Annotated in this window: 24 protein-coding genes and 1 pseudogene; 4 read left to right on the top strand and 21 right to left on the bottom strand. The window is 65.2% G+C overall.

All coding sequences use genetic code 11. The annotated features are described in order from the left end of the window. Nucleotide 1 precedes the first annotated feature (1 nt). From GGD67_RS36155 to GGD67_RS36190, 8 genes and pseudogenes are all read right to left on the bottom strand, one after another. Nucleotides 2–1,081 (bottom strand): isocitrate/isopropylmalate dehydrogenase family protein, encoded by a 1,080-nt coding sequence (locus tag GGD67_RS36155; RefSeq protein WP_179739565.1) that lies wholly within the window; start codon nucleotides 1,079–1,081, stop codon nucleotides 2–4. Between the two features lie 134 nt (nucleotides 1,082–1,215). Then, nucleotides 1,216–2,283 (bottom strand): alcohol dehydrogenase, encoded by a 1,068-nt coding sequence (locus tag GGD67_RS36160; RefSeq protein WP_179739568.1) that lies wholly within the window; start codon nucleotides 2,281–2,283, stop codon nucleotides 1,216–1,218. Between the two features lie 75 nt (nucleotides 2,284–2,358). Then, a complete protein-coding gene (locus GGD67_RS36165) occupies nucleotides 2,359–3,330 on the bottom strand; it encodes an ABC transporter ATP-binding protein (protein WP_179739584.1) in 972 nt (323 codons plus the stop codon). Then, nucleotides 3,327–4,319: an ABC transporter ATP-binding protein gene (locus tag GGD67_RS36170; RefSeq protein ID WP_018322760.1), complete on the bottom strand. Its 993-nt coding sequence runs from the start codon at nucleotides 4,317–4,319 to the stop codon at nucleotides 3,327–3,329. The genes GGD67_RS36165 and GGD67_RS36170 overlap by 4 nt, the downstream gene beginning before the upstream one ends. Further along, nucleotides 4,316–5,188 carry an ABC transporter permease gene (locus tag GGD67_RS36175; RefSeq protein ID WP_018322759.1) on the bottom strand — a complete coding sequence of 291 codons (873 nt, stop codon included), beginning with the start codon at nucleotides 5,186–5,188 and terminating at the stop codon, nucleotides 4,316–4,318. Before GGD67_RS36175 ends, GGD67_RS36170 begins: the two co-directional genes overlap by 4 nt. Next, nucleotides 5,175–6,125, bottom strand: coding sequence for an ABC transporter permease (locus GGD67_RS36180; protein ID WP_018322758.1), 951 nt, complete (start codon nucleotides 6,123–6,125; stop codon nucleotides 5,175–5,177). Before GGD67_RS36180 ends, GGD67_RS36175 begins: the two co-directional genes overlap by 14 nt. Before the next feature lie 7 nt (nucleotides 6,126–6,132). Further along, complete coding sequence (locus GGD67_RS36185; protein WP_018322757.1) at nucleotides 6,133–7,677, bottom strand: ABC transporter substrate-binding protein; 1,545 nt, start codon at nucleotides 7,675–7,677, stop codon at nucleotides 6,133–6,135. A 132-nt stretch (nucleotides 7,678–7,809) separates the two neighbouring features. Then, nucleotides 7,810–9,005, bottom strand: a pseudogene (locus GGD67_RS36190) (CaiB/BaiF CoA transferase family protein). A gap of 193 nt (nucleotides 9,006–9,198) precedes the next feature. On the opposite strand from GGD67_RS36190, the gene glgA reads away from it, so the two are divergent. Continuing rightward, complete coding sequence (gene glgA, locus GGD67_RS36195; RefSeq protein ID WP_179739587.1) at nucleotides 9,199–10,614, top strand: glycogen synthase GlgA; 1,416 nt, start codon at nucleotides 9,199–9,201, stop codon at nucleotides 10,612–10,614. 198 nt (nucleotides 10,615–10,812) lie between these two features. On the opposite strand, the gene GGD67_RS36200 is transcribed toward glgA, so the two are convergent. The 3 genes from GGD67_RS36200 to GGD67_RS36210 form a co-directional block, all read right to left on the bottom strand. Further along, nucleotides 10,813–11,763, bottom strand: coding sequence for an oxygenase MpaB family protein (locus GGD67_RS36200; protein WP_179739590.1), 951 nt, complete (start codon nucleotides 11,761–11,763; stop codon nucleotides 10,813–10,815). Nucleotides 11,764–11,854: 91 nt separating this feature from the next. Continuing rightward, nucleotides 11,855–13,003, bottom strand: coding sequence for a patatin-like phospholipase family protein (locus GGD67_RS36205; RefSeq protein WP_179739592.1), 1,149 nt, complete (start codon nucleotides 13,001–13,003; stop codon nucleotides 11,855–11,857). A 58-nt stretch (nucleotides 13,004–13,061) separates the two neighbouring features. Further along, the gene (locus GGD67_RS36210; protein ID WP_179739595.1) at nucleotides 13,062–13,886 is read right to left on the bottom strand and encodes a 3-hydroxybutyrate dehydrogenase; all 825 of its coding nucleotides are present in this window, start codon (nucleotides 13,884–13,886) and stop codon (nucleotides 13,062–13,064) included. Between the two features lie 179 nt (nucleotides 13,887–14,065). Between GGD67_RS36210 and GGD67_RS36215 the strand changes: the two genes are divergently transcribed. After that, entirely contained in the window at nucleotides 14,066–14,947 is an 882-nt protein-coding gene (locus GGD67_RS36215) for a LysR family transcriptional regulator (RefSeq protein WP_179739598.1), read from the top strand. Nucleotides 14,948–14,964: 17 nt separating this feature from the next. Here the strand turns inward: GGD67_RS36215 and GGD67_RS36220 are convergent, their stop codons facing one another. The 3 genes from GGD67_RS36220 to GGD67_RS36230 all read right to left on the bottom strand — a co-directional run bounded on the left by GGD67_RS36220 (nucleotide 14,965) and on the right by GGD67_RS36230 (nucleotide 16,275). After that, complete coding sequence (locus GGD67_RS36220) at nucleotides 14,965–15,681, bottom strand: peroxiredoxin-like family protein (protein ID WP_179739601.1); 717 nt, start codon at nucleotides 15,679–15,681, stop codon at nucleotides 14,965–14,967. Nucleotides 15,682–15,765: 84 nt separating this feature from the next. After that, entirely contained in the window at nucleotides 15,766–16,050 is a 285-nt protein-coding gene (locus GGD67_RS36225; protein WP_026202807.1) for a hypothetical protein, read from the bottom strand. A 48-nt stretch (nucleotides 16,051–16,098) separates the two neighbouring features. Next, on the bottom strand, nucleotides 16,099–16,275 hold the full coding sequence (locus tag GGD67_RS36230) for a hypothetical protein (protein WP_179739604.1): 177 nt from the start codon (nucleotides 16,273–16,275) through the stop codon (nucleotides 16,099–16,101). A 13-nt stretch (nucleotides 16,276–16,288) separates the two neighbouring features. Here GGD67_RS36230 and GGD67_RS36235 point away from each other — a divergent pair, with 13 nt between their 5' ends. Together GGD67_RS36235 and GGD67_RS36240 are read left to right on the top strand one after the other, a co-directional pair. Then, on the top strand, nucleotides 16,289–16,771 hold the full coding sequence (locus GGD67_RS36235) for a cupin domain-containing protein (protein WP_026202806.1): 483 nt from the start codon (nucleotides 16,289–16,291) through the stop codon (nucleotides 16,769–16,771). A gap of 88 nt (nucleotides 16,772–16,859) precedes the next feature. After that, nucleotides 16,860–18,062: an MFS transporter gene (locus tag GGD67_RS36240; protein ID WP_179739605.1), complete on the top strand. Its 1,203-nt coding sequence runs from the start codon at nucleotides 16,860–16,862 to the stop codon at nucleotides 18,060–18,062. Here the strand turns inward: GGD67_RS36240 and ccoS are convergent. The 7 genes from ccoS to ccoO form a co-directional block, all read right to left on the bottom strand. Next, entirely contained in the window at nucleotides 18,059–18,226 is a 168-nt protein-coding gene (gene ccoS, locus GGD67_RS36245) for a cbb3-type cytochrome oxidase assembly protein CcoS (protein WP_018322747.1), read from the bottom strand. The genes GGD67_RS36240 and ccoS overlap by 4 nt on opposite strands. After that, nucleotides 18,226–20,415 (bottom strand): cation-translocating P-type ATPase, encoded by a 2,190-nt coding sequence (locus tag GGD67_RS36250; RefSeq protein WP_179739608.1) that lies wholly within the window; start codon nucleotides 20,413–20,415, stop codon nucleotides 18,226–18,228. The genes ccoS and GGD67_RS36250 overlap by 1 nt, the downstream gene beginning before the upstream one ends. 11 nt (nucleotides 20,416–20,426) lie before the next feature. Continuing rightward, nucleotides 20,427–20,918: a FixH family protein gene (locus tag GGD67_RS36255; RefSeq protein ID WP_179739611.1), complete on the bottom strand. Its 492-nt coding sequence runs from the start codon at nucleotides 20,916–20,918 to the stop codon at nucleotides 20,427–20,429. A gap of 15 nt (nucleotides 20,919–20,933) precedes the next feature. Further along, the gene (gene ccoG / locus GGD67_RS36260) at nucleotides 20,934–22,400 is read right to left on the bottom strand and encodes a cytochrome c oxidase accessory protein CcoG (protein ID WP_179739613.1); all 1,467 of its coding nucleotides are present in this window, start codon (nucleotides 22,398–22,400) and stop codon (nucleotides 20,934–20,936) included. A gap of 112 nt (nucleotides 22,401–22,512) precedes the next feature. Then, nucleotides 22,513–23,388, bottom strand: coding sequence for a cytochrome-c oxidase, cbb3-type subunit III (gene ccoP / locus GGD67_RS36265; RefSeq protein WP_018322743.1), 876 nt, complete (start codon nucleotides 23,386–23,388; stop codon nucleotides 22,513–22,515). Between the two features lie 6 nt (nucleotides 23,389–23,394). Then, nucleotides 23,395–23,559, bottom strand: coding sequence for a cbb3-type cytochrome c oxidase subunit 3 (locus GGD67_RS36270; protein ID WP_179739616.1), 165 nt, complete (start codon nucleotides 23,557–23,559; stop codon nucleotides 23,395–23,397). 13 nt (nucleotides 23,560–23,572) lie between these two features. Then, nucleotides 23,573–24,307 carry a cytochrome-c oxidase, cbb3-type subunit II gene (ccoO, locus tag GGD67_RS36275; protein ID WP_179739619.1) on the bottom strand — a complete coding sequence of 245 codons (735 nt, stop codon included), beginning with the start codon at nucleotides 24,305–24,307 and terminating at the stop codon, nucleotides 23,573–23,575. Nucleotides 24,308–24,310 lie beyond the last annotated feature (3 nt).

Consider the following 24,310-nt stretch of genomic DNA (forward strand, 5'->3'; position numbering starts at 1 on the left):
CTCAGAGCGCCCCTAGCACCGCCTTCGTGATATCGGCGGTGCCGTTGTTGCCGCCGAACTCCATCGGCTTGATGCCGCCGGCATAGATCTGATCCACCGCACGCTCGATCGTCTCGCCGGCTTCCGCCGCACTCTCGACGCCGTGCTTGTCGGCGAGCCAGTCCAGCATCATCGCTGCCGACAGGATCATGCCGGTAGGATTGGCCTTGCCCTGCCCCATGATGTCGGGCGCGGTGCCGTGGCAGGGCTGGAACACGGCATATTTGTCGCCGATGTCCGCCGACGGCGCCATGCCGAGGCCGCCGATCAGGCTCGCGGTGATGTCGGAGACGATGTCGCCGAACATGTTCTCCATCACCATCACGTCGAAATCCCAGGGCCGCTTCACCAGCATCGCCGAGCAGGCATCGACATAGAGCCGGTCGGTCTTCACCTCCGGATGCTTCTTCGCGATCTCGTCGAAAATGCCGCGAAAGAACGCGAACGCCTTGAACACGTTCGCCTTGTCGACGCAGGCAAGCGCGCCGGGCTTGCCGCGCGCCTTGCGCCGCTCGGCGAGGCGAAACGAGAAGTCGAACAGGCGCTCGGATGTCCTGCGTGTGATCACCATGGTCTCGCGCGCGTCCTCATGGGTGACGACGCCCTTGCCCATCGAGGCGAACAGGCCTTCGGTCGATTCCCGGATCACGACGAGATCGATGCCGCGCGCATCAGCGCCGACGATCGGGCTCGGCACGCCCGGAATAAGGCGCGCCGGTCGCACGCCGGCATAGAGATCGAAGATGAAGCGCAGCTCGATCTGCGGCGCGATCTCGGTATTGTCGGGGTAGCGCACCGACGGCAGGCCGCAGGCGCCGAGCAGGATCGCATCCGCCTCCTCGCACAGCTTGATGGTCGAGTCAGGCATCGACTTGCCAGAGGCAAGATAATTGTTGGCGCCGGCGGCTGCCTCGGTGAAGCGAAAGCGCAAATCCGATTTCTGCTCGATCTTGCGCAGCACCTCGAGGGCCGGCGCCATGACTTCGGGACCGATGCCGTCACCGGCGAGCACGGCAATGTGGAAGGCGTTGTTTGCGGACATTTAGGGCCTCAAGGAAAGGAGCTAGCCAAGTCGTCATTGCGAGCGAAGCGAAGCAATCCAGAAATCCATCCGCAGAGGCAGTCTGGATTGCTTCGTCGCTTCGTTCCTCGCAATGACGGAGGAGAGAGTGTTCACTACGGCGTCAGCACTGTGCGCCCGACCACCGCGCCCTGCTGCAATTGCACCAGCGCGTCGTTGGCCTTGGCGAGCGGTGCCGTCGTCACCGGGATCGGCGGCACCTTCTTGGTGCGGACGAGATCGAGCAATTCCTGCGTCTCGCGCAGGTTTCCGACATAGCTGCCCTGAATCGTCACTGCCTTGATCGGAATCAGCGGCAGCGCCCAGGTCGCCCCGCCGCCGAACAGGCCAACGATCACGAGCTTGCCGCCCTTGGTCAGGCAGTCGAATCCAAGCTGCGTCGTCGCGGCATTGCCGACGAGGTCGATCACGGCGCGGATCGGCCCGCCCGCCTTCTTGGCAAGCTGCTCCAGCGCATCCGGCGCCTTGGGGTCGACGGTGGCGAGCGCGCCGGCCTTCTCCGCCGCCTCACGCTTCCTGGCATCGATATCGACCATGATAGCGCCCTTGCCGCCCATCGCCTTCAGCAGCGACAGCGCCATCAGGCCAAGCCCGCCCGCGCCGAACATCACGATCGGGGTGTCGAAATGCTGCTCGACCTTCTTGAGCGCGCTGTAGGTGGTGACGCCCGAGCAGGCATAGGGCGCGGTCGTCGCCGGGTCGAGCCCTTTCAGATTGAGCAGGTAGCGCGGATGCGGCACCAGCATGTGATCGGAATAGCCGCCGTCGCAATAGACGCCGAGCGAGCGCGGCGTCAGGCACATGTTCTCGTCACCGGCCAGGCACGTCGCGCATTTGCCGCAGCCGATCCAGGGATAGACCAGGCCGACTTCGCCGGGCTTGAGGTCGCCCTGGTCGGTCGGTTTCACGTCGGGGCCGAAGGCCAGGATTTCGCCGACCGTCTCGTGACCCATGGTCAGCGGCAGGTTGATGCCGCGGTCCTTCAGCGACAGCGGCTTGCGGCCGTGGCCGAGATCGTAGCCGCCCTCCCAGATGTGGAGGTCGCTGTGGCAGACGCCGGCGGCCTTTACCTTGATCAGCACCTGCGTGCCCGACGGCTGCGGCGTCGCCTCGTCGAACTCCTGCAGCGGCGCCTTGAAATCGGCAACCTTGAAACTCTTCATCGGCGTTCTCCCGCATTCTTCTTGTCGCCGCGCCACCATGCCATGGCCGGCAAGGCGAGACAAACCGGTCTTAGTTCAGGCCAGCGGATGATGGCAAGCCGCGAACTGGCCGGGTGCGATTTCGCGCAACTCCGGTATCTCAGCGCTGCATCGCTGGTCGGCCCGCGGGCAACGGGTGCGGAAGCGGCAGCCGGACGGCGGCGCAATCGGCGATGGTGGCTCACCCGCTGCCACACTCTCGGCGGGACGCATATCCGGATCGGGCACCGGGATCGCCTGCAACAAGAGCCCGGTATAGGGATGCGCCGGATTTGCAAACAATTGCTCCGACGGACCTACCTCGCAAAGCCGGCCGAGATACATCACCGCGACGCGGTCGCTGACCGCTTTGACCACCGCGAGATCATGCGCGATGAACAACAGCGTCAGGCCGAAGCGCGCTTTCATCTCCTCCAGCAAATTGAGGATTTGAGCGCGGATGGAGACGTCCAGCGCCGAGACCGGCTCGTCGCAGACGATGAACTCGGGGTTAAGCACCAGCGATCGCGCGATACAGATGCGCTGGCACTGCCCGCCGGAGAACTCATGCGGCAGGCGGCCCGCGACGAGATCAGGATCGAGCCCGACCGCAGAGAGCACCTCGTAAACCCTACGCTTGCGCTCGGCGGCATCCCTGACGCCGGCGATGATCAGCGGTTCGGCCACGATGTCGCCGATGCGACGGCGCGGATTGAGCGAGGCGATCGGATCCTGAAAAATCAGTTGCACGCGGCGCCGCATCTTGCGCAGCGCCTCGCCCTCCATCGCGGTCAGGTCCTCGCCGTCGAACAGCACCCGGCCGGATTTGGCGCGGCGCAATTGCAGCACGGCGCGCCCCAGCGTCGACTTGCCGCAGCCGGATTCTCCGACCAGCCCGAGCGTCTCGCCGCGCGCGACCTGGAGGCTGACGCCGGAGACGGCGTGCACCGTCTTGTTGCCGAGGCCATATTCGACGACGAGATTGTCGACGTTCAGCAGCGGCTCGACGCGCGCGGCAAGCTGCATCATGCGCCGATTCCTTCCGCCATCTGGATCGGATGGAAGCAGGCATAGAGATGATCGGGCCTCTCAGCGCTTTTCAGGTCGGGCTTGGCCTCATGACAGCGGCTAGCGGCATAGCGGCAGCGCGGCGCGAAGGAGCAGCCCTTGGGCGGTCGTGTCGGATCGGGCGGACGGCCGGAGATCGCCGGCAGCGGCGTATGCGGCGCGGCATCCAGCTTCGGGATCGCCGCCAGCAGCGCTTCGGTGTAGGGCATGTGCATACGCTTGAACAAGGCTTGCGTCGGCGCGCGCTCCACCACCCTGCCCGCGTACATCACCGCGACCTCGTCGGCCCGGCCGGCGACGACGCCGAGATCGTGGGTGATGATGATCATGGCCATGTGGCGGCGGCGCTGCTCGCGCGCGAGCAGATCGAGGATCTGCGCCTGGATGGTGACGTCGAGCGCCGTGGTCGGCTCGTCCGCAATCAAGAGCTTCGGCTCGCAGGACAGCGCGATCGCAATCGCAATGCGCTGGCGCATGCCACCGGAACATTGATGCGGATATTGCGCGAGCCGCTGCTCCGGCGCGGGAATGCCGACGGCCGCCAGCAGCTCGATGCTGCGCTTCCGTGCCGCGGAGACGTCAAGCTCGAGATGCTCCTGGATCGTCTCCATCAACTGCGTGCCGATGGTCAGCACCGGGTTGAGCGAGGTCATGGGGTCCTGGAACACGACTGCGAGATCGCGCCCGCGCAAGCGACGCAAGCGTTCCGCATCGAGTCGCACCAGGTCCTGGCCGTCGAACATCACGCGTCCCGTGAGCCTTGCTTTTTTCGGCAGCAGTTGAAGCACCGCGCGCGACAGCATGGTCTTGCCGCAACCGGATTCGCCGACGATCCCGAGCGTGCGGCCCGCCTCCAGCGACAGGTCGACATGATCCACGGCGCGCAGATTGCCGCGAGGCGTCGGTAGCTCGACTGCAACGTCCTCGATGGTCAGCAGCGCAGCGCTCACAGCGCCCCCTGACGCGGGTCGGTCAGTGCCCGCAAGGTGTCGCCGACCAGATTGAAGGCCAGCACGGTGAGGAACAGTCCGGCCGCCGGCAGGAACGCCAGCCGCGGCGCGACGTCGAGGCTGTCGCGCCCCTCGCCGATCATGCTGCCCCAGCTCGCCATCGGCGGCGGCACGCCGAGACCGAGGAAGGACAGCGCACCCTCGACCACGATGGTGACGGCGACGCCGAGCAGGAAGAAGGCCAGCAGCGGCAGGATCACGTTCGGCAACAGCTCGCGCATGAGGATGCGCGCATGGCTGGCACCTAATGCCTCGGCCGCGATCACGAACTCGCGGCGAGCCAAGCTCAGCGTCGCCGCGCGCGCCACGCGCATAAACGCGGGAATGCCGAGCACACCGAGAATCAAGGTGAGGTTGGGAACGGACTGGCCGAGATAGGCGGTCACGGCGAGCGCGAAGATCAGCGGCGGAAAAGCGAGCAGCACGTCCATGCTGCCCACCACCAATGTCTCGAACCGGCCACGGAAATAGCCGGCGAGCAGCCCAAGCGCGCCGCCGAGCGTAAGGCCGATCATCGGCGCGATCAGCCCGACAGTCAGCGACACCCGCGCCCCGAAAATCAGGCGGGAGAGCTCGTCGCGGCCGAGCCCATCGGTGCCGAGCCAGTGCTCGGAAGAGAACGCCGCACGGCGCTCCAGCATGTCCATGTCTACAGGGTTCTGCAGCGGCAGCACCGGCGCGAGGATCGCGAGCGTCAGGATGATCGCGAGCCAGGCACTCGCGATCCAGAACAACAGGCCGAGCCTGCGCTTGCGGCCGACCGGCACGGGCACCGCCTCGTCCTGCATCGAGAGCTCAAGCGTGGCCATGGCGGATCCTGGGGTCGAGCACGGCGTAGAGCATGTCGACGATGAAATTCACGATGACGAAGCCGCAGGCGACCAGCAGCACCACGCCCTGGAGGATGACGAGGTCGCGGGTATAGATCGCCCCGACTAGAAGTCGGCCGATGCCCGGTAGCGCGAAGATCGATTCCACGATCAGCGTGCCGCCGAGCAGGCGGCCGATATTGATGCCTGTGACCGTCACCAGCGTCAGCGACGAGGGCTTGAGCGCATGCACGAACAGGATACGCGCGGGCTTGAGACCCTTGGCCTTGGCGAGCGCGATATAATCCTCCTGCAAGGTCGCGATCATGTCGGAGCGCAGCACCCGCATGATTCCCGGCCATTCCGCCAGTGCCAGCGTCAGTGCCGGCAGCACGAAGAAGCGCAGATTGCTGAGCGGCTCCTCGGTGAACGGCACGTAGCCGGTCGCCGGCAGCCAGTGCAGCTCGACCGCGAACAGATAGATCAGCAGGATCGCCACCAGGAACGACGGCATCGACAGCATCGCAAACGCACTGCCCGTCATGAAGCGGTCGAACGCGCCGCCGGCGCGCGCGGCGCAGGCGATCGCAACTGGGACGCCGATCAAGAGGCCGATGAACTCGGCCATCAGCATCAATTGCAGCGAGACCGGAATGCGCTCGGCGACCGCCTGAAGCACCGTCTGCCCGGTACGGAACGAGCGGCCGAGATCGCCCTGCAAGACGTGACCGAGCCAGCTCAGGTAACGCCACCACAGCGGCTGGTCGAGCCCCATGTCCCGGCGTAGCGCCGCGACATTCTCCGGCGTCGCCTGATCGCCGAGGATGACGAGAGCGAGATCACCCGGCAGCAGCGAGGCGATCAGGAATGTCAGCAGCGAGACGGCGAGCAGCACCGGCAGCATGGCAAGCAGCCGCCGAACGACGAAGTTCAGCATCGCGCCATCATTCCAGCCAGGTCGTCGAAACGTCGATCACGCCATTGTAGATCTTCGGGAAGCCCTTCAGCTTGGCGCTCGATAGCGCGTAGTAAGTATTCTGGAAGGTCCAGAACCAGATTGCCTCCTTGTTGATCAGGCGGCTGATGGCGCAGTAATCCTCGGTGCGTTGGCCGAGGTCGGCGGTGACGCGCGCGTGGTCCAGCAGCTTGTCGAGCTCGGGATTCGAGAAACCGGCCAGTGCCAGCGGGCTGCCGCTGCGAAAATTCGCGTACATCTGCGGGTCGGGATCGGCGAGATCGACGATGCGCCATGGCGTCATCTGGAACTGGCGTGTAAAGGCGCGCGAGGGAATGGTGGCCTGATCGACCTGCTCGATCTCCATGCTGGCGCCGACGCGCTTCCAGAATTGCTGGAGCACCTGGCCGATCATGCGGCCGCGCGGCGTCGCGGTCACCAGCATCTTGAACTCGACCGGCTTGCCGTACTCCTTGATCAGCGCCTTGGCCTTCTCGACGTCGAACGGCAGCGCGCCGTCGTCCTTGCATTTGACCCAGGAGCCATCGCCATAGGGATTGGTCGCGGGCCGGCTCAAGCCGTTGCTGATCGCCTGCGACATTTTCGGGCGGTCGAGCGCCATCACCAGCGCCTGACGCACGCGGACATCGTCGAACGGCGCGACCTTGGTGTTGAAGGCGTAGACCTGGGCGCCCGAGCCCTTGTAGGTGTGCACCGTGAGCTTGGAGTCCTTCTGCGCCCTCATGATGTTGTCGGCGTCGTTCTCGTCGTCCCAGATGATGTCGGCCTCGCCCGATTGCAGCGAGGCGAAGCGCGATTGCGCGTCAGGCAACGGCTTCAGGATGATGCGATCGAGATAGGGCCGGCCCTTGTCCCAGTAATTGGGATTCTTCTCCAGCACCATGCGGTCGCCTGCGGTCCATGATTTCAGGATGTAGGGACCAGTGCCGACGGGATTGCGATTGTAGTCGTCACCCTTGGTCTTCCACGCGGTCGGCGAATGAATGACGTTGTTGGAGCTCTGGATTGTGATCACCGCCGGCCAGTTCACCGAGGGATCGGTCAGATTGAAGACAACGGTGGTTTCGTCCGGCGCCAGCACTTCCTTGACGTTGGTGATGTAGAAGGCACAGCGGCACTTGTTGGCGGGGTCCTTCTGTCGGTCGAAATTCTCCTTGAAGGCCTGCGCATTGAACGGCGTGCCGTCGTGGAATGTCACGCCCTGGCGCAACTTGAAGGTCCAGCTCTTGTAATCGTCGGAATGAGTCCAGGACATCGCGAGCTTTGGCGCGGCTTCGCCCTTGTCGTCGAGCGTGGTCAGCGTATCGAAGATCGCGGCGGCCGCGGTGAAGGTGGAGGTGTCGTAGACGCCGACCTTGAGCGGATCGAAGCCCGCAATCTCCAGCTCCTGGCCGACTGTGATGCTGCCGCCCGGCTTCTGTGCCTGCACCGGCCCGGCCAGCGGAAGGAGGGCAAATGCCGCAACAAGGAAAATCGGCGCGTGTTTGCGCGCTGCGGCAGCGATGTTCGTCATGGTTCCTCCCGGGATCCCTCGTCCGATGTTTCGGATCGTTGAATGACTGAGGACGAGATTGGCGACAAAAGCTCGCCACGGCAAGAGGAACGCGCGACAGATCACACGCCGCACGTGCGGGCGTAATGGTGCTCAGCCTGTCGCGGCAGTTTTGCCTGTCGGAATTGATGCATCATCGCCGAGGCTGATCTCCTCGCGCAGCGCATCCGTATGCTCGCCGAGCACGGCCATCGTCTTGGCCGGCGTGATGTCGGCACCCGACATCCGGAATGGCAGGTTGAGCACCTGAAAGGAGCCGCCCTCGTCCCGCACCTCGGAGAGCGCCTGCCGGTGCGCGAGCTGCGGATCGGCCAGCGCCTCGGACACGGTGCGATAAGCCGACGCCGGCACGCCGGCAGCCCCTAGCGCTGCGAGACACGCATCGGTCGTGAGTTCCCGCGACCAGGCTTCGACGCCGTCCATCACCTCCGCCCAATTCTCGCGGCGCGCGGCATAGGTCGCAAAGCGCGGATCGGAGATCCATTCGGGGTGACCGATAACGCCCATCAATCCCTGGAACGTCTTCTCGCTGGCGACCGTGATCATGACATAGCCGCTTGCCGTCTCGGTCGGGCCGAACATCGGGCGCGGCGGTGGCTTCACGGCGAATTGTGCGCTCTGCAATTCGGTCAGCGTCAGTGACAGCATCGATTCCAGCATGGACACATCGATGTGCTGGCCGAGGCCGGTCACGGTCCGCTGATAGAGCGCGGACGCGATCGCGCCGAAGCCATAGGTGCCGGTGACGACGTCGGCGTGATAGATGCCGCAATAATCAGGGCGATTGCGGCCAGGCTGGTAGGCCAGATGCGCCATATCGTAGCCCGAGGCGGCATGGATCACCGGGGCATAGGCCGGCAGCTCGGCCGAAGGGCCGGTCTGGCCGTAGCCTGAGATCGAGCAGTAGATCAGCCTCGGGTTGACGATGCGCAGGCTGTCGTAGTCGAGCCGCAGTCGGTGCATCACGCCGGGACGAAAGTTCTCGACCAGGATGTCTGACGTCGCGGCCAGACGGCGCACCGCCTCCTTGCCGTCCTCGGACTTGAGGTCGAGCACGACGCTCTTCTTGCCGACATTGAGCTGGCCGAACGCGGTGCTGCACCCCTTGCGCAGCGGCGGCCGGGTCCGCATCGTCTCCCCGCCGTCGGTCTCGATCTTGATGACCTCGGCGCCCATGTCGGAAGCATCCGCGCGCAGTGCGGGCCGGCGATGGTGGTCGAAAAATCCAGGACCCTGAGCCCGGCGAAGGCTTTTGTCGTCGTCCCCTCATGCTTATCTGCTAGCTGCATGCCTACTCACGTCCTTGGGTCTCAGGAACTCTCGAAGTTCTCTGTTGTTGATGCGGCGACCCTAGAGGGCGGCGGCCGAGTAGGAAAGTGTTTACCGAACCGATGCGCCGCGTAGGCGGGCTTTAAGAATTCCCGGACAACTGGACCCGTTCTTGCATAGCAAGCGAACGGGATCGACAGAGGGCAGCTGTTCTTGAGGGTCTTGTTCGTCACCACGGAGTTGGACGACTTCGTCCGCGTCGGCGGCCTTGGAGCCGTGTCCGCTGCGCTGCCCCGCGCCCTTCGCTCCTTTGCCGATATCCGGATCATGCTGCCCGGCTATCGCGACATCATCGAGCAACTCACGCATATTCAGATCGTTGGGCGCTGCCCGGCGCTCGCGGAGATGCCGGCCTGCTCGCTCGGACGGGCAGCGACCAAGGACGGCCTGCCGGTCTACGTGCTGCTCTGCTCGCAACTCTACGACAGGCCCGGTAACCCCTATGGCGACGAGTCCGGGCGTGACTGGCCGGACAACGACGTCCGCTTCGCGCGCTTTGCCTCGGCCGCCGCTGAGCTGGCCATGGGCAAGCTGGACAAGAATTGGGCAGCAGACCTGATCCATGCCAATGACTGGCAGGCCTCGCTCGTGCCGGCCTATCTCGCCTGGCGCGGCTCCAAGCTGCCCTCGATCCTGACCATTCACAACCTCGCCTACCAGGGCCTCTTCCCGAAGGACTCGTTGCGGCGGATCGGCGCACCGGAAAGCTCTTTCCACATCGACGGCGTCGAGTTCTACGACCAGCTCTCGTTCCTCAAGGCCGGCCTCGTCTACGCCTCGCACCTCACCACCGTGAGCGGCACCTATGCGCGCGAGATCACCACGGCCGAATTCGGCTGCGGCCTGGAGGGCCTGCTCCGCCTGCGCTCGGACGCATCCGAGCTCACCGGCATCCTCAACGGCATCGACGAGAGCTGGGACCCGCGCTCCTGCGCCCAGCTCGCCCAGCAGTTCGGCGCCGGCGACTGGGTCGGCAAGAGGGCCAATGCGGATTACGTCCGCAAGCAGTTCGGCTTAGCGGTGTCGCGCGGCCCCATGTTCGGCATCGTCGCGCGTCTCGTGCATCAGAAGGGCATCGACCTCGTGCTGTCAGCGGCCGACGAGATCGTCGATGCCGGCGGACAGATCGTGGTCACCGGCTCCGGCGAGCTGGCGCTCGAGCAGGCTCTGATCGACGCGCATCGCCGCCGACCAGATGCCATCGGCGTGGTGATCGGCTTCAACGACGCCCAGGCCCGCCGTATCTTTGCCGGCAGCGATTTCACCCTGATGCCCTCGCGCTTCGAGCCGTGCGGGCTTAGCCAGATGTACGCCCAGCGCTTCGGCTCGCTGCCGATCGGTCACCAGACCGGCGGCCTTGCCGAAACCATCACCGACGGCGAGACCGGCTTCCTGTTCTCGAGGCCCTCGCGCGAGTCCTTCCTTGGCGGTGTCCGCCGGGCTTTCTCCGCTTTCATGGCCCAGGACCAGCTCGACACCATGCGCCGCAGCGCCATGGGACGGTCGTTCTCCTGGAGCATCTCGGCGGGGAGCTACAGCGCGCTGTACCGGAAGCTGGCTTCGGTGTGAGAGAGGCGCTTCCGCACGCTCGGTCATTGCGAGGCTTATCTCTCCCCGTCACCCTGAGGTGGCCGCTTCTTCAGCGGCCCTCGAAGGGCGACGGCCCGGCTGCAGCAGCGGGGCCGTGCATCCTTCGAGGCTCCCGGCGCGATGCTTTTGCATCGCGCCATTCGCACCTCAGGATGACGGGGCTAAAGGCAGCGAACCTCACCCTCTCCCGCGCACATCCATTTGCGGCCGCCCGATCCACGCCCTGTTGAGACAGCGCGTCATCCAGTCCGGCTGCGCTTCGCCTCGCAGCCGCGCCTGCGCTTCCTGGTAGGGGCCGACATAGCGCAGCCGGTCCGGCAATGTCGGATAGATGCGCCGGATCCATCGCAGCGCGTTGTCGGCCGATCTGACCTCCCGCTCGCCGAGCTCAAACCCGAAGCCGGCGCGCAATCGTTCCGGCAACAGGCTCGCCGTGAGCGCGCGATACCATCGCGGCGGCCGCAACCACGGACGCGCGCCGTCAAAAATCTGCGCCGCGATCTCGCGCGCCGCCGGGCTCACGGTCAGCGTATCCGACTGCGCCATCGCCGCGGTGTAGGCCGTAAAGCCGGCCCAGTCCGCGGGCAGATCATCCGCCGTCAATCCAAACAACGCACCGAACATCCGGCTCTCGGTCCAGTAGCGCTCGCGCTCCTCCACCGCGAATGGCGGTAGAACCAGCTCGTGCGCCATCAGTGCCGTCTCGACCAGCGTCGCATGGACCCAACGCAGCGAGGGGATATCGTTGGCGCAGTAGCGCGAGCCTGCCGCAAAGGGGCCGACCGTCTCGGGCATCTCTCCGACGATCATGCCGTGCCGCCGGTGCAGCTGCCGGGACGAGCGCAAGGCACGGTCGAGCGAGCCGAACACCATGGCAAAGACGATATCGAAGGTGCGATGGAAGCGGCCGATCGGATCGGCCAGGGTTTTCGAATGCTCGGCGATGGCGGCGGCGACCCAGGGATGCGCCAGTTGCAGCAACAACGCGCGGCCGGCGCCGAGAAAGATGACGGCCTCCCGGTCGATCCGCCAGGTCAGCGTATCAGGACCGAACACGCCCGCCACCGGCCCCGCCGCGTTGGCGCGGACCAGATCGAGCGTTGCCTCGAGATCCTTTTCAGCGACCAATTGCAAGCCTCGCGACGAAGACGGCGCAACAATAGCCCAGACCGCTCCGCCGGGAAATCGTCACTGCGCCAGACAATAACGCGCAAGGCCCTCACTCCGCCGCAATCGGCATCTCCTCCATATGCTCGTGCAGCACCACGCCGGCGAGCGGGTCGAATTCGCCGATCCAAGGCTTGCGCGCAAGCACCGACTTCGTGTGCGCATAACCAGCGTGCCAGCGCCGCGTGATTCCCGACGGGCTGAAGTCGATATCCTTGGTATGGGTCTCGCGCTCGAGCTGCGGCGCGAGCAGCCGCACCACGTGCATGCGGGTCGGACAGCCGTAGCTCGTCAACTCCCTCACAGCAGGATCGTTGCGCTCGGCCTCCGAAAGCCGTGCCGCGAGCTGGTTGATGACATGACGCAGACGATGGGCCTGCTGCTGGCGCGCAATCTGGCTCGAAATTCGGCTGGAATACTGCACGTCCTTGTGCCGGTTCAGCACCTCCGCCATGGTGCTCGGCTCGGCCCCGACGGGATTCCACAAATGCACCGAGAAGATCAGCGAATCCCTGCGCGGGTTGTCATCGAACACCGCTTCCGTCGGCGTGTTCGACAGGATGCCGCCGTCCCAGTAGAGCTCGCCGTCGATGCGCACCGCCGGGAAAGCCGGCGGCAACGCGCCCGACGCCATAATATGCTTGACCGTCAATTCGCCGTCGCGGCTGTCGAAATAGCGCATTTCACTGGTCCCGACATGGGCCGCACCGACCGTCAGGCGCGGCGCGCAGCGATTGGCGAGGTCGAAATCGACCAGCTCGCGCAGAGTCTTCTCCAGCGGTACGGTCGAATAATAGCCCGCATTGTCGGCACCGAGCGGGTAGGAATCGCCGGCATGCGCCAGCGGGTTGGGTCGAAAGAAACCTGGAATGCCGTGAGTGACCGTCGACCAATAGGCCAGCTTCTCATTGAAGCCTGGAAACGCGGCGCGCCAGTCCCAGACTGGATTTTGCTCCATCCGCTTCCAGAATTCCCTCAAGCGCGCGACCCGATGCTCCGGTGCGTTGCCTGCGATGAGGCTCGCATTGATGGCACCGATCGAGGTGCCGATGACCCAGTCCGGCTCGATGCCGGCCTCATGCAGCGCCTGGTAGACACCCGCCTGATAGGAGCCAAGCGCACCGCCGCCTTGCAGCACGAGGACGACCTGACCCGGCAGGTCGTGGCTCTCGCCTCGTGCGTTGTCCTGTGTGCCGTTCATATCTCGCTCCTGATGAGCTTGCATTGGCTGAAGATTCGACTTGTTGCGCTGGCTCATGTCAATGGGCGGTCCAGCCGCCGTCGACTGGCAGCGCAACGCCGGTGATCGAAGCCGCCGCATCCGTCGACAGGAACACCGCGAGCCCGCCGAGCTCCTCGACCGTGGCAAAACGCTTGTTCGGCTGCTGCGCCAGCAGCACGTCGCGGATCACCTGATCGCGGGAGATGCCGTGCGCCTTGGCCTGCCCGTCGATCTGCGCTTCGACCAGCGGCGTATAGACGTAGCCGGGACAGATTGCGTTGCAGGTGATGGCTTCTTCAGCAGTTTCGAGCGCCGTCACCTTGGTCAGGCCGACGATGCCGTGCTTGGCCGCGACATAGGCGGCCTTGAACGGCGAGCCGACCAGGCCATGCGCCGAGGCGATGTTGATGATCCGGCCAAAACCGGTCTGGCGCATCGCCGGCAGCGCGAGCCGCGTGGTGTGGAACGCCGAGGACAGGTTGATCGCCAGGATCTGGTCCCATTTCTCGACCGGAAACTGGTCCAGCGGCGCGACATGCTGGATGCCGGCATTGTTGACGAGGATGTCGAGCCGACCGGATTGGGCGATCGTCGCAGCGACCATCTCGGCGATCGATTTCGGCCTCGTCATGTCGGCCGGCGAGTAGCTTGCTTTGACGCCGAACTCGGCGGCGATCTGCTCGCGCGTCCGGCCGATCTCGCTGGCAACCCCGAGGCCGTTCAGCACGATGTGGGCGCCGGCCGCCGCCAGCGCATGTGCGATGCCGAGACCGATGCCGCTGGTCGAGCCCGTGACGAGCGCCACCTTGCCGGCTAGCACGCGTGACGAAGCGGGCGCCTGCGTCTTGATGGGGATATTCATGATCCAGACCTCTTCTGGGAGCGATACCGCGCCGTGATTGGAGCGAAATCTGCGGGATCATCCCCTTTCACGGAAATGCCAGTTGGCTTCCGACTCCATACGTCCGCGCTATCGCCGCCGGGATGTCATTTCCCGCTCCGATCGGTTAGATTTGGGCCGATTTCGCCGGGAGCCGATCCATGGAAATGCATCAGGTCCGCTATTTCCTCGCGGTGGCGCAGCTGCTCAATTTCACGCGCGCGGCGGAGGAGTGCAACGTCACGCAACCCTCGCTCACGCGCGCGATCAAGCAGCTCGAGGCCGAGCTTGGCGGCGACCTGTTCCGCCGCGAGCGGCCGGCCGCGCAACTGACCGAGCTCGGCCAGCGCATGCATCCGCTCCTGAAGCAATGCTTCGACGCCGCCGCCGGCGCGCGCTCGCTCGCCTCTTCGTTCAAAAGCGGAGAGGTCGGCGCGCTCCGTATCGCTCTGACGCATTCGATCGATCTGGCATTGCTCATTCCCCACCTCAACGAGATCAGGCGGCAGTTCAACCGGCTCGAGCTGCGCTTCCTGCGCGGGACGAGCCGCGAGGTCGGTGAATTCCTCAAGAAGGGCGAGGCCGAGCTCGGCATCGCCGCCGAGATCGACGAGGCCTGGGACCGGCTCGACGCCTGGCCGCTGTTCACGGAGAGCTTCGAGCTCGTCGTTGGCGACGGGCATCGGCTGGCCGGGCGCAGCAGCATCGAACTGGACGATCTGCGCTCGGAGCAATTGCTGGGCCGGACCTTCTGCGAGCACTCGCGCCGCATCTCCGCCAGCCTGCGCGAGCACGGCATCGAGCATGGCCACGAGATTTCGAGCGAGCGCGACCTGATCGAGCTGGTCGAGGCCGACATCGGCGTCGCCATGATTCCGCACACCTCGCCCCTGCCGCAGACACTGACGCGTGCCACGGTCACCGGGCTCGACGCCCGCCGCACCGTCAGCCTTTACGGGGTCGCCGGGCGGCAGCGCACGGCGGTCGCCAACGCCGTGATGCGTATGCTGCGCGGCGCCGACTGGCGGGAAACTGCAGGATAAGCCCGCGTCGCGAGCGCTCAGTTCTCCCTGCCCGCGCTCTCCAGCGCTGCGAGCAGATCATCGATCTCCATGCGCTTGCGGAAATCGGGATCGACGAAGCGGGCCTTCACGATCCCGTCGCGGCCGACCACGAACACGGCCGGGATCGGCAGCATCCAGCCGTCATTGCCGTGGAACTTCGCCATGTCCTGGTAGGACAACAGGTCCTGGATCTCGGCGCCGAGCCAGATCGCGAGATTGAGCGACAGCGCATAGCCGTTATCGAGATCGGTCAGGATCGGAAACGGCGCGCCGGATTCAGACTTGAGCTGCCTCGTGTATTCCTGCGTCTCCGGCATCACTGCAACGATCTGCGCACCCATGGCCTCGATGCGATCGAGCGCCTGAACCACCGCGCGGACATTGAGCCGGCAATAGGGACACCAATGGCCGCGGAAGAACATCACGGCGAGCGGACCGCGCTCCAGCAGCGACGCCAACGTGACGAGACGCCCGGACTCGTCCGGCAGCATGAACGGCGGCATCGCATCGCCCGGGCGCGGCGCGGTTTCACCACCGCCGTTCCCGCCCAATCTCGCCACCAGTCGATCGACGGCCTCACCATACGCCGGAAAGACCTCACGGCTGGCATCGGCATAGGCGCGGAGCTGATCGTTCAGCGTACCGTCCATGTCGCGGCAGCGCTGGAAGGCAAGCCTGAGCTGTTCCGCGTCGGCTGGCGAGAGAGCTGTCATCTTTCTGCTCCGGCATTCCCTTCGGCGAATATTAGTTTCCCGGTTCGGCCGCCCGCAAGGGGGCGGCCACGATGCCAGGGCCGTTCAGTTCACGTAGAAATTGCCGGTCGGATCGAGCCGTCCCGAGGTGGTGTACATCGACCCATTGCTCATGAAGAAGACGGTGTTGTCGGGCACCTTCTTGGCGTTCTTCATCATCGCCTCGTGGTTCTTCTCGGCCGGCGCCATGGCCATCGCCGACATCTTGCCGGGGCCGCCATAGACATAGGCCATCCCGGCCTTGAAGTCCCAGGCGGCCTCCGAAAAGGCCGAGGTGGCGATGACCGCAAACGCGGCGGTGGCGATCAGGGTCTTGGACAATTTCGGCATGGGGTGCTTCTCCGGATTGACGTGAACGCCCGCCAATCGGGCGCCCTGTCATCGGACGCCGAATGCCGCGAAAGCGGAAATGCCATTGCCCAATCGGATCGATAGCCGCTGCGCATCGACATAGCGCGCCGCTATCGCATCGAGAGCAAGCCGGCATTTCAGGATGGACGCGATCTCGATGAAGCTCCCGTCATCGCCGGCGACCAGCGGGGTTGCGGCCAACACAGGAGACCTTTCCATGTCCAAGAGCCATGCCTTGTCGCGTCTGATCTGGCCGGGCCTTGCCATCGTCGGCGCGCTGACGCTCTCGGCGCAGCCGGTCGTTGCCGGCGAATGTCCGGCCGGCAAGATCAAGCCGAACGCCCAGCAGATGGTCGACTACAAACCCGTCGGGGTGACCGACGTCACACTGGGCGCGATCGACCTCGGCAAGCAGCCGGCGCATATCGAGGGCCGCGAGTTGCGCTTCCGCAAGCTGACCATCGAGCCCGGCGGCATCGTGCCCTGGCATAGCCATGACGACCGCCCCGCTCTCATTTTCGTGCAACAGGGCGAGATCGTCGAATACGCCTCCAACTGCGTCGATCCGATCGTGCACAAGGCCGGCGACATCCGCCCCGAGGTTCACGGCACCTCGCATTGGTGGAAGAATCTCGGCAAGGAGACCGTCATTCTCTATGTCGGCGACGTCCGCAAGGATCCCAACGACCACCACATGTAACCGAGTGCCCCCCGGCCCCATCGCATTTCGTTACGAGAGGTGGCGCCCGGACTTTCCCCGAGCGCCGCATCCCTACAGGACAATCGCCATGACCGATCTTTCCGCGCCGATCAAACCGGCCGCCATGACGATGGAGGCGCAGGCGCCGGGTCTGGCGCTACGCTCGCTCGTGATCGGCCTCACCGCGTTCCTGACCGTCGTCGATCTCTTCGCAACGCAGGCGATCCTGCCCTCCCTGGCGCGCCATTACGATGTCACGCCCGCAGCGATGAGCTTTGCCGTCAACGCCAGCACGTTCGGCATGGCCGCAGCCAGCCTCGTGATTGGCTTTCTTAGCCCGCATATCGACCGCCGGACCGGCATCCTGCTCAGCCTGGCGCTGCTCGCGCTTCCGACCGGCCTGCTGGCGATCGCGCCAAATCTCGCCGTCTTCACCGCCCTGCGCGTCGCGCAGGGCCTGTGCATGGCCTCTGCCTTCGCGCTGACACTGGCTCATCTCGGCGAGCAATGCAGCGCGATAGATGCGGGCGGCGCTTTTGCCGCCTACATCACCGGAAATGTCGCCAGCAACCTCGTCGGCCGGCTGATCTCGGCCGCAATTGCCGACGGCCTGGGCCTCGCCTGGAATTTCTATCTGTTCGCAGCGCTCAATCTCGCCGGCGCAGTGCTGGTCTATTTCACGATCAGGCGCGTGCCGCCGATGCATGCGGCGGCGCCGGCGGCATCGCCGCTGGCCGCCACGATGGCGCATTGGCGCAATCCGCGATTGCGCGCGGCCTACGGCATCGGCTTCTGCATTCTGTTCGCCTTCATCGGCACCTTCACCTTCGTCAATTTCGTTCTGGTCCGGCCGCCGCTGTCGCTCGGGATGATGGATCTCGGCCTCGTCTACCTGGTGTTCCTGCCCTCGGTCGTCACGACATTGCTGGCGGGGCGGATTGCCTCACGCATCGGAGCACGCCCGACGATCTGGGGCTCGCTCGCCGTTGCCGGCATCGGGCTGCCACTGATGCTGACTGGACAGCTACCCGAAGTGCTCACCGGGATGGTGCTGGTCGCGGTCGGAACCTTCTTTGCGCAAGCGGCAGCGACCGGCTTCGTCGGACAGACGGCGACCGAGCGCCGCGGCGTCGCAAGCGGCATCTATCTAGCGTGCTACTTCTGTGGGGGGCTCGTCGGCACCGCCGTGCTCGGCCGACTGTTCGATGCCTTCGGCTGGCACGCTTGCGTGACTGGCGTGGGCATAGCCCTTGTGGCCGCTGGCCTGCTCGCACTGAACTTGAAGCGCTAGCGCTTGGCAGGCACTTCCTGCGGCGGTTCGTCGTCGGCGATGGCGCGCCAGGCGGCGCCGTCGAGATCATCGTACTGGCCGCTTCTGAGCGACCACAGGAAGGCGACGAGACCGGCGCCGCCGAGCATCAGCGCCAGCGGGACCAGGATGACCAGGATCTCCATCACAATATCTCCCGCGAGGCGCTACGCGCGCGCAGCGAATTCAGCATCACCAGGATCGACGATCCGCTCATGGCCGCAGCCGCGATCAGGGGCGTCACGACGCCGCTGATCGCAACCGGCACCGCGAGCACATTGTAGCCGATCGCAAGCCAGAGATTCTGCCGCATCAGATGCAGCGCCTTGCGCGAGGCGTCGATGGCGGCAACCACCGGTGCCAGCGGCCGGCCGAGGAAGACGAGATCGGCGGTGGCCTGGCTCAAATGCGCCGCCGAAATCGGCGACATCGAAACATGGGCTGCCGCCAGCGAAGGCGCGTCGTTCATGCCGTCGCCAACCATCAGCACCTTGGCGCCGCGCCGCTTCAACTCCTCGATCCGTGCGATCTTGTCGGCCGGCGTGACGCCGGCACGCCATTCCGCGATGCCAAGCGCATGGGCCGCCGCGATCACTGCCGGCTCCCGATCGCCGGATAGAATCTCGATGCCGATGTTGCGCGCCTTCAGCGCCGCGATCACGGCCTGCGCATCCGGACGCAGGCCCTGGCGGACCGAGAGGATGAACCTTTCGCTGCCCTTGCTGAAAGCGACGATGGAAGCTTCGGGATCGACAACGGCGCTTCCAACCAACGCCTCGGCACCGCAGAAGGAGGGGCGGCCGAGGCGAAGCTCGACGCCCTCCACGGTCGCACGGACGCCCTGCCCGGCCTCTTCGACCGCACCGACAACAGGCGATCTGGCGCCGGCCGCCTGCGCCACGGCGGCGGCGACCGGATGATGGCTCGACAGCGCGAGCCGGCCGGCGAGCTCGAAGATGTCGGCGGGGATGTTGGCGGCATTCATCACTTCGAGATCGGGCAGCGTCAGCGTGCCGGTCTTGTCGAAGATGACATGATCGGCTTCGGCCAGCCGCTCGATCGCATCGCCGGAATTCAGCAGCACGCCGGATTTGAACATCGCGCCGGAGGCGACCGTCTGCACGGTCGGAATGGCGAGCCCCAGCGCGCAGGGACAGGTGATGATCAGCACGGCAACGCCTGTCACGATCGCATCATGCCAGGACGCGCCGGCGATGACCCAACCGAGGATGGTCAGAAGCGCGGTCGCATGCACCACCGGCGCGTAGAGACGCGAAGCACGGTCGGCAAGCCGCATGTAGCGCGAGCGCGCCTGCAGCGCGTTGTCGAGCAGCCGCGTGATCTCGGCGAGCAGCGTCGCCTCGGACGCCGCCGAGACCCGCACCCGCAACGTGCCAGAGATGTTCATCGAGCCCGCATAGACCGGCGTGCCCTGCCCGGCCGTGACATAGAGCGTCTCGCCGGTGATCAGGCTCTGGTCGATCTCCGAACGGCCCTCGATCACGGTGCCGTCGACCGCACAGCGCTCGCCGGGCCTGAGCAGCACGATGTCGCCCGGATGGATCGCGGCCACCGGCACCTGCGAGATCTCGTCGGAGCCAACAAACTTCGCGGCCGTCTCCGCCTTCAGCGCCGCAAGATTGCCCGCGACCGCGCGGGTCCGCCGCCGCATGTTCTGGTCGAGGAAGCGGCCGACGAGCAGGAAGGTCAGCAGCATGATCGCCGCGTCGAAATAGGCGTGCTCGGCGTGGTGGATGGTCTCGACTACGGACATGCCGAGCGCGAGGATCACGCCGATCGAGATCGGCACGTCCATGTTGGTCGTCTTCGCCGACAGCGCACGCCAGGCCGAGCGAAAGAACGGCTGGCCGGCATAGGCTGCCGCCGGCAATGCGATCAGCGCCGACAGCCAGTGGAAGAAGTCGCGCTGCTCGGGCAGCATGTCCGAGACGTTGCCCGACCACACCGGGATCGACAGCATCATCACGTTCATGGTGGCAAAGGCGGCGACCCCGAGGCAGCGCAGCAGGAAACGCGATTCGGCGACCTCGGACGCTTCCGCGCTCTCGGTCTCGAACGGATAGGCCTTGTAGCCGAGCTCCTCGAGACGATCGATGAAGCGGCCGGGGTCGAGCGTGCCCGCCTTCCATTCCAGCGCGACGCGGCGGTCGGTGAGGTTGACGCGCGCCAGCGTGACGTCAGGAATGGCGGACAGGCCGCGTTCGATCTTGGCCATGCATCCGGCGCAGTGAACGCCTTCGACCGCGAGATCGATGTGCTGGACGCCCTCGCCCGCAGCCCGGACGTAGTGCGAAAAGTCCCGCGTGACGTGCATGTCGAAATCCTTCAGTTCAGGATCACGCGATTACGCGACAGGAACACGCGCGTCCCCCGCGCCTCGCCCTCGATCACCAGATCCCATTGCCCGGGCGCGACGGAGGCGGCATTGCCGCGATAGAGGCCGATGCCGGTTTCGGTGAGCTCGACGGCGAGATCGGCGCGCTTGTCGGTCGGCCGCTCCAGCCGGCCGCCGAATTTAAGTCCGGCGATCGGCTGGCCGCCGGCATCGCGTGCTTCGACCTGAAGCAAGGCACCGCCGTCGTTGCGGCGCTCGATATGGGCGTTGACCTTCCATTTGCGCGCGGTCTGGTCCTGCGCTGCCGAGATCTCGCGATCATAGGTCAGTCCCGCGGCATAGGGGCTGTCGACCTCGGTGCCGGGCAGCGTCGCGATCGCGAGCTTCATCATGGTGACGTTGACGCCGATCACGAGGCCGAAAAAGGCGACCAGCATCAGGAAGACTTTGGTTCCGGTCAGCGGCTTCGGGGCGGATGCCATGATAGTCTCCTGGATCTACGGCGCGACGAAATTGTCGACGGCGCTCGCGGCGACGCCGAGGCCAATGTCCATGACGTGAAAGCGGACCGGAATCGACTTCTCCGGATTGTTCTCGGCCGGCGCGGTGACGAGCAGCCGCAGCTCGCTGGTGGCATCGCGCGGAATCACGATGATCGGCCTATCAGGCGTCACCGAATCGACGCCGACGACATGCATCGTGGGGTTGGCTGGCCCCTCCACGTCGATGGCGATGGCGCGGTCGTAGCCGCTCTTGTTCAGCAGGCGCACCGTGTAGGCGTTGCGGATCGAGCCGTCGCTGAGCTTGACCGCAACCGGATTGCGATCGTGCAGCACGTTGACGTCGAGCAGGCGGCGCGTCGCCAGCGTGTAGACCATGAAGCCGCCGATGGCCGCGATGATCGCGCTGTAGACGATGGTGCGGGGCCGGACGATCCGGTAGATCGGCGCCTTGCCCTCCTGGCGGCGATGGATGTTGATGTCGTTGTCGTAACCGATCAGTCGCTTCGGCCGGCCGATCTTGGTCATGACGTTGTCGCAAGCGTCGATGCACAGGCCGCACTGGATGCATTCCATCTGCGGTCCGTTGCGGATATCGATGCCGGTCGGGCAAACCGCGACGCATTGGTAGCAATCGACGCAATCGCCAACCTGCTCGCCGAGCGCGCGCAGTTCGGCGGCCTTCTTGACCGAGGTGCGCTTCTCGCCGCGATCGTAGCGGTAGGTGACATTCAGCGCCCATTCGTCGGTGAGCGCGGCCTGGATGCGCGGCCACGGGCACATATAGGTACAGACCTGCTCGCGCATGTAGCCGGCGAGCAGATAGGTCGTCGCCGTGAGGATTCCGATCCAGACATAGGCAATCATCGGGCCCTGGAAGGTGACGAGCTCCTTCACCAGGGTTGGCGCGTCGTTGAAGTAGAGCACCCAGGCGCCGCCGGTCCACCAGGCGATCATGAGCCAGATCGAATGCTTGAGCACGATCTCGGAGATCCGCTCGAGCTTCAACGGGTCGGACGATTTGTCCTTCTTCATCCGCTCGCGCCGGTCACCCTCGACCAGGCGTTCGACGGCATAGAACAAGTCGGTCCAGACCGTCTGCGGACAGAGATAGCCGCACCAGATGCGACCGCCGACCGAGTTCATCAGGAACAGCGCCACCGCGGCCACGATCAACAGGCCGGTAAAGTAGTAGACCTCCTGCGGCCACAGCTCGATGAAGAAGAAGTAGAAGCGGCTATTGGGAAGATCGATCAGCACCGCCTGGCTGGGGGCGCCGAGACCGCGGTTCCAGCGCACGAACGGCAGGAAATAATAGACGCCGAGGCAGATCGCCATCAGGCTCCATTTGATCCGGCGGAACGTGCCGGAGACGCTCTGGGGATAGACCTTCTTGTGGGCTGCGTAGAGCGGCCCGACGTCATCTTCCGATGTGAGGTCTTTGGGGTTCACGGTCTTGTTCATCGCCTGGAGCTTCTCGAAAAGGTGCGATTGAACCTAGACCCGACACCGCCGCGTCAGTTGATCCAGCGCAAACGGGGGCATTTTTGTTCACCCCCGTCTGCAGCGAGATCTGCTATTTTCCACCGCCCAGCGAGTGGACGTAGACCGCCATTGCCTTGATGGTGGCGGGATCGAGCCGCCCTTCCCAGGCCGGCATCACGCCGGCGCGGCCCTGGCTGATGGTCTCGATCAGAGCCGCTTCGTCGGAGCCGTAGAGCCAGATCTTGTCGGTGAGGTTCGGGGCGCCCATTTCCAAATTGCCCTTGCCGCCGTCGCCGTGGCAGGCGACGCAATTCTCCGCAAAGATCTTCTCGCCCTTGGCGGCATCAAAGCCGTTGCGGGTCGAAAGGCCCGACAGCGACCGCACGTAGTTGGCGACCGTGACGATCTCGTCGGCCTTCAGCACGCCGTCCTTGCCGAAGGCGAGCATCTGGCCCTCATGGGTCTTGGCATGACCGGAGCGCGCGCCGAACTGGATGGTCTGCATGATCTGGTCGAGCGTGCCGCCCCACAGCCAGTCGTCGTCGTTCAGGTTCGGATAGCCCTTGGCGCCGGCGGCGCCGGAGCCGTGGCAAGGCGCGCAATTGTCGCCGAACACGGTCTTGCCCTTGGCGCGGGCGAGCGCCAGCAAGGCTGGGTCCTTCTCGATGTCGGCGAGCGAGGCGACGCCCAGCGCCGCCATCTTGTCACCTCGGATCTTCTCGAGGTTGGCGAGCTCGACCGCGACGTCGGCGCGCGAGGAGTAGCCGAACATGCCCGTGGTATTGCTGGAGATCAGCGGCCAGGCCGGATAGACGATCCAGTAGCCGATCGACCAGATGATGGTGAGGTAGAACGAGATCACCCACCAGCGCGGCAGCGGTGTGTTGAGCTCCTTGATACCGTCCCACTCGTGTCCAGTCGTGGACTTGCCGGAGACGGAGTCGATGTCGCTATGATGATCGGTCATGGTCTCTCACTCCTCCCGCAACGGCAGGTGCGCTGCTTCGTCGAAGACAGGCTTGTTACGGGGCCAAAATGCGTAGGCGATGATCGCGAGAAAGATCGCGACGAACACCGGGGTCCAGATCGTCGTCACGAGCTCGGACGCTAGATTATGGACTGACAGGATAGCTTTCATCGTTCATGCCTTCTCAGCGAAGATTGGCTTTCTCGTTGTAGATCTTGAAGTCGACCAGCGTGCCGAGCATCTGCAGGTACGCGACCAGCGCGTCCATCTCGGTCGGCGTGCCGGCCTTGCCGTCGAAATTGCGCACGACGGCTTTGGCGTAGCGCTTGTTGAAGGCGTCGCCGCCGGAATTGTCCGGGTCGGCCTGGGCCTTCATGTCGGCGCCCGCGTTGGCGATCTGGTCGTCCGTATAAGGCGTGCCGACGGCCTTCAGCGTGCGCATGTGGTCGGAGATCGTGTCCGGATCGACCTCGGTCTGGCTGAGGAACGGATAGCCCGGCATCACCGACTGCGGCACGATCGCGCGCGGGTTGGTCAGATGGGTGACGTGCCAGTCGTCGGAATACTTTGCGCCGACTCGGGCAAGGTCGGGACCGGTGCGCTTCGAGCCCCACTGGAACGGATGGTCGTACATGCTCTCCGCGGCGAGCGAGAAGTGGCCGTAGCGCTCGACCTCGTCGCGCAGCGGGCGGACCATCTGCGAGTGGCAGAGATAGCAGCCCTCGCGGACATAGACGTTGCGGCCCGCCAGCTCCAGCGGCGTGTAGGGCCTGACCCCGTCGACCTTCTCGATCGTGCTCTTGAGGTAGAACAGCGGGGTGATCTCGACGAGCCCGCCGATCGCGATCACCAGCAGAATGCCGACGATCAGGATGATCGAGTTCTTTTCGAAGATTTGGTGGCGTGTCCAGAACGACATGGT

Source organism: Bradyrhizobium sp. IAR9 (assembly GCF_013408065.1).
In the GTDB taxonomy this organism is placed as follows: domain Bacteria; phylum Pseudomonadota; class Alphaproteobacteria; order Rhizobiales; family Xanthobacteraceae; genus Bradyrhizobium.

Coding starts and splice junctions, on each gene's coding strand:
- GGD67_RS36155 (WP_179739565.1), bottom strand. CDS start 1,081: ATGTCCGCAAACAACGCCTTCCACATTGCCGTGCTCGCCGGTGACGGC.
- GGD67_RS36160 (WP_179739568.1), bottom strand. CDS start 2,283: ATGAAGAGTTTCAAGGTTGCCGATTTCAAGGCGCCGCTGCAGGAGTTC.
- GGD67_RS36165 (WP_179739584.1), bottom strand. CDS start 3,330: ATGATGCAGCTTGCCGCGCGCGTCGAGCCGCTGCTGAACGTCGACAAT.
- GGD67_RS36175 (WP_018322759.1), bottom strand. CDS start 5,188: ATGGCCACGCTTGAGCTCTCGATGCAGGACGAGGCGGTGCCCGTGCCG.
- GGD67_RS36180 (WP_018322758.1), bottom strand. CDS start 6,125: ATGCTGAACTTCGTCGTTCGGCGGCTGCTTGCCATGCTGCCGGTGCTG.
- GGD67_RS36185 (WP_018322757.1), bottom strand. CDS start 7,677: ATGACGAACATCGCTGCCGCAGCGCGCAAACACGCGCCGATTTTCCTT.
- GGD67_RS36205 (WP_179739592.1), bottom strand. CDS start 13,003: ATGAACGGCACACAGGACAACGCACGAGGCGAGAGCCACGACCTGCCG.
- GGD67_RS36210 (WP_179739595.1), bottom strand. CDS start 13,886: ATGAATATCCCCATCAAGACGCAGGCGCCCGCTTCGTCACGCGTGCTA.
- GGD67_RS36215 (WP_179739598.1), top strand. CDS start 14,066: ATGGAAATGCATCAGGTCCGCTATTTCCTCGCGGTGGCGCAGCTGCTC.
- GGD67_RS36220 (WP_179739601.1), bottom strand. CDS start 15,681: ATGACAGCTCTCTCGCCAGCCGACGCGGAACAGCTCAGGCTTGCCTTC.
- GGD67_RS36225 (WP_026202807.1), bottom strand. CDS start 16,050: ATGCCGAAATTGTCCAAGACCCTGATCGCCACCGCCGCGTTTGCGGTC.
- GGD67_RS36235 (WP_026202806.1), top strand. CDS start 16,289: ATGTCCAAGAGCCATGCCTTGTCGCGTCTGATCTGGCCGGGCCTTGCC.
- GGD67_RS36240 (WP_179739605.1), top strand. CDS start 16,860: ATGACCGATCTTTCCGCGCCGATCAAACCGGCCGCCATGACGATGGAG.
- ccoS (WP_018322747.1), bottom strand. CDS start 18,226: ATGGAGATCCTGGTCATCCTGGTCCCGCTGGCGCTGATGCTCGGCGGC.
- GGD67_RS36250 (WP_179739608.1), bottom strand. CDS start 20,415: ATGCACGTCACGCGGGACTTTTCGCACTACGTCCGGGCTGCGGGCGAG.
- GGD67_RS36255 (WP_179739611.1), bottom strand. CDS start 20,918: ATGGCATCCGCCCCGAAGCCGCTGACCGGAACCAAAGTCTTCCTGATG.
- ccoG (WP_179739613.1), bottom strand. CDS start 22,400: ATGAACAAGACCGTGAACCCCAAAGACCTCACATCGGAAGATGACGTC.
- ccoP (WP_018322743.1), bottom strand. CDS start 23,388: ATGACCGATCATCATAGCGACATCGACTCCGTCTCCGGCAAGTCCACG.
- GGD67_RS36270 (WP_179739616.1), bottom strand. CDS start 23,559: ATGAAAGCTATCCTGTCAGTCCATAATCTAGCGTCCGAGCTCGTGACG.
- ccoO (WP_179739619.1), bottom strand. CDS start 24,307: ATGTCGTTCTGGACACGCCACCAAATCTTCGAAAAGAACTCGATCATC.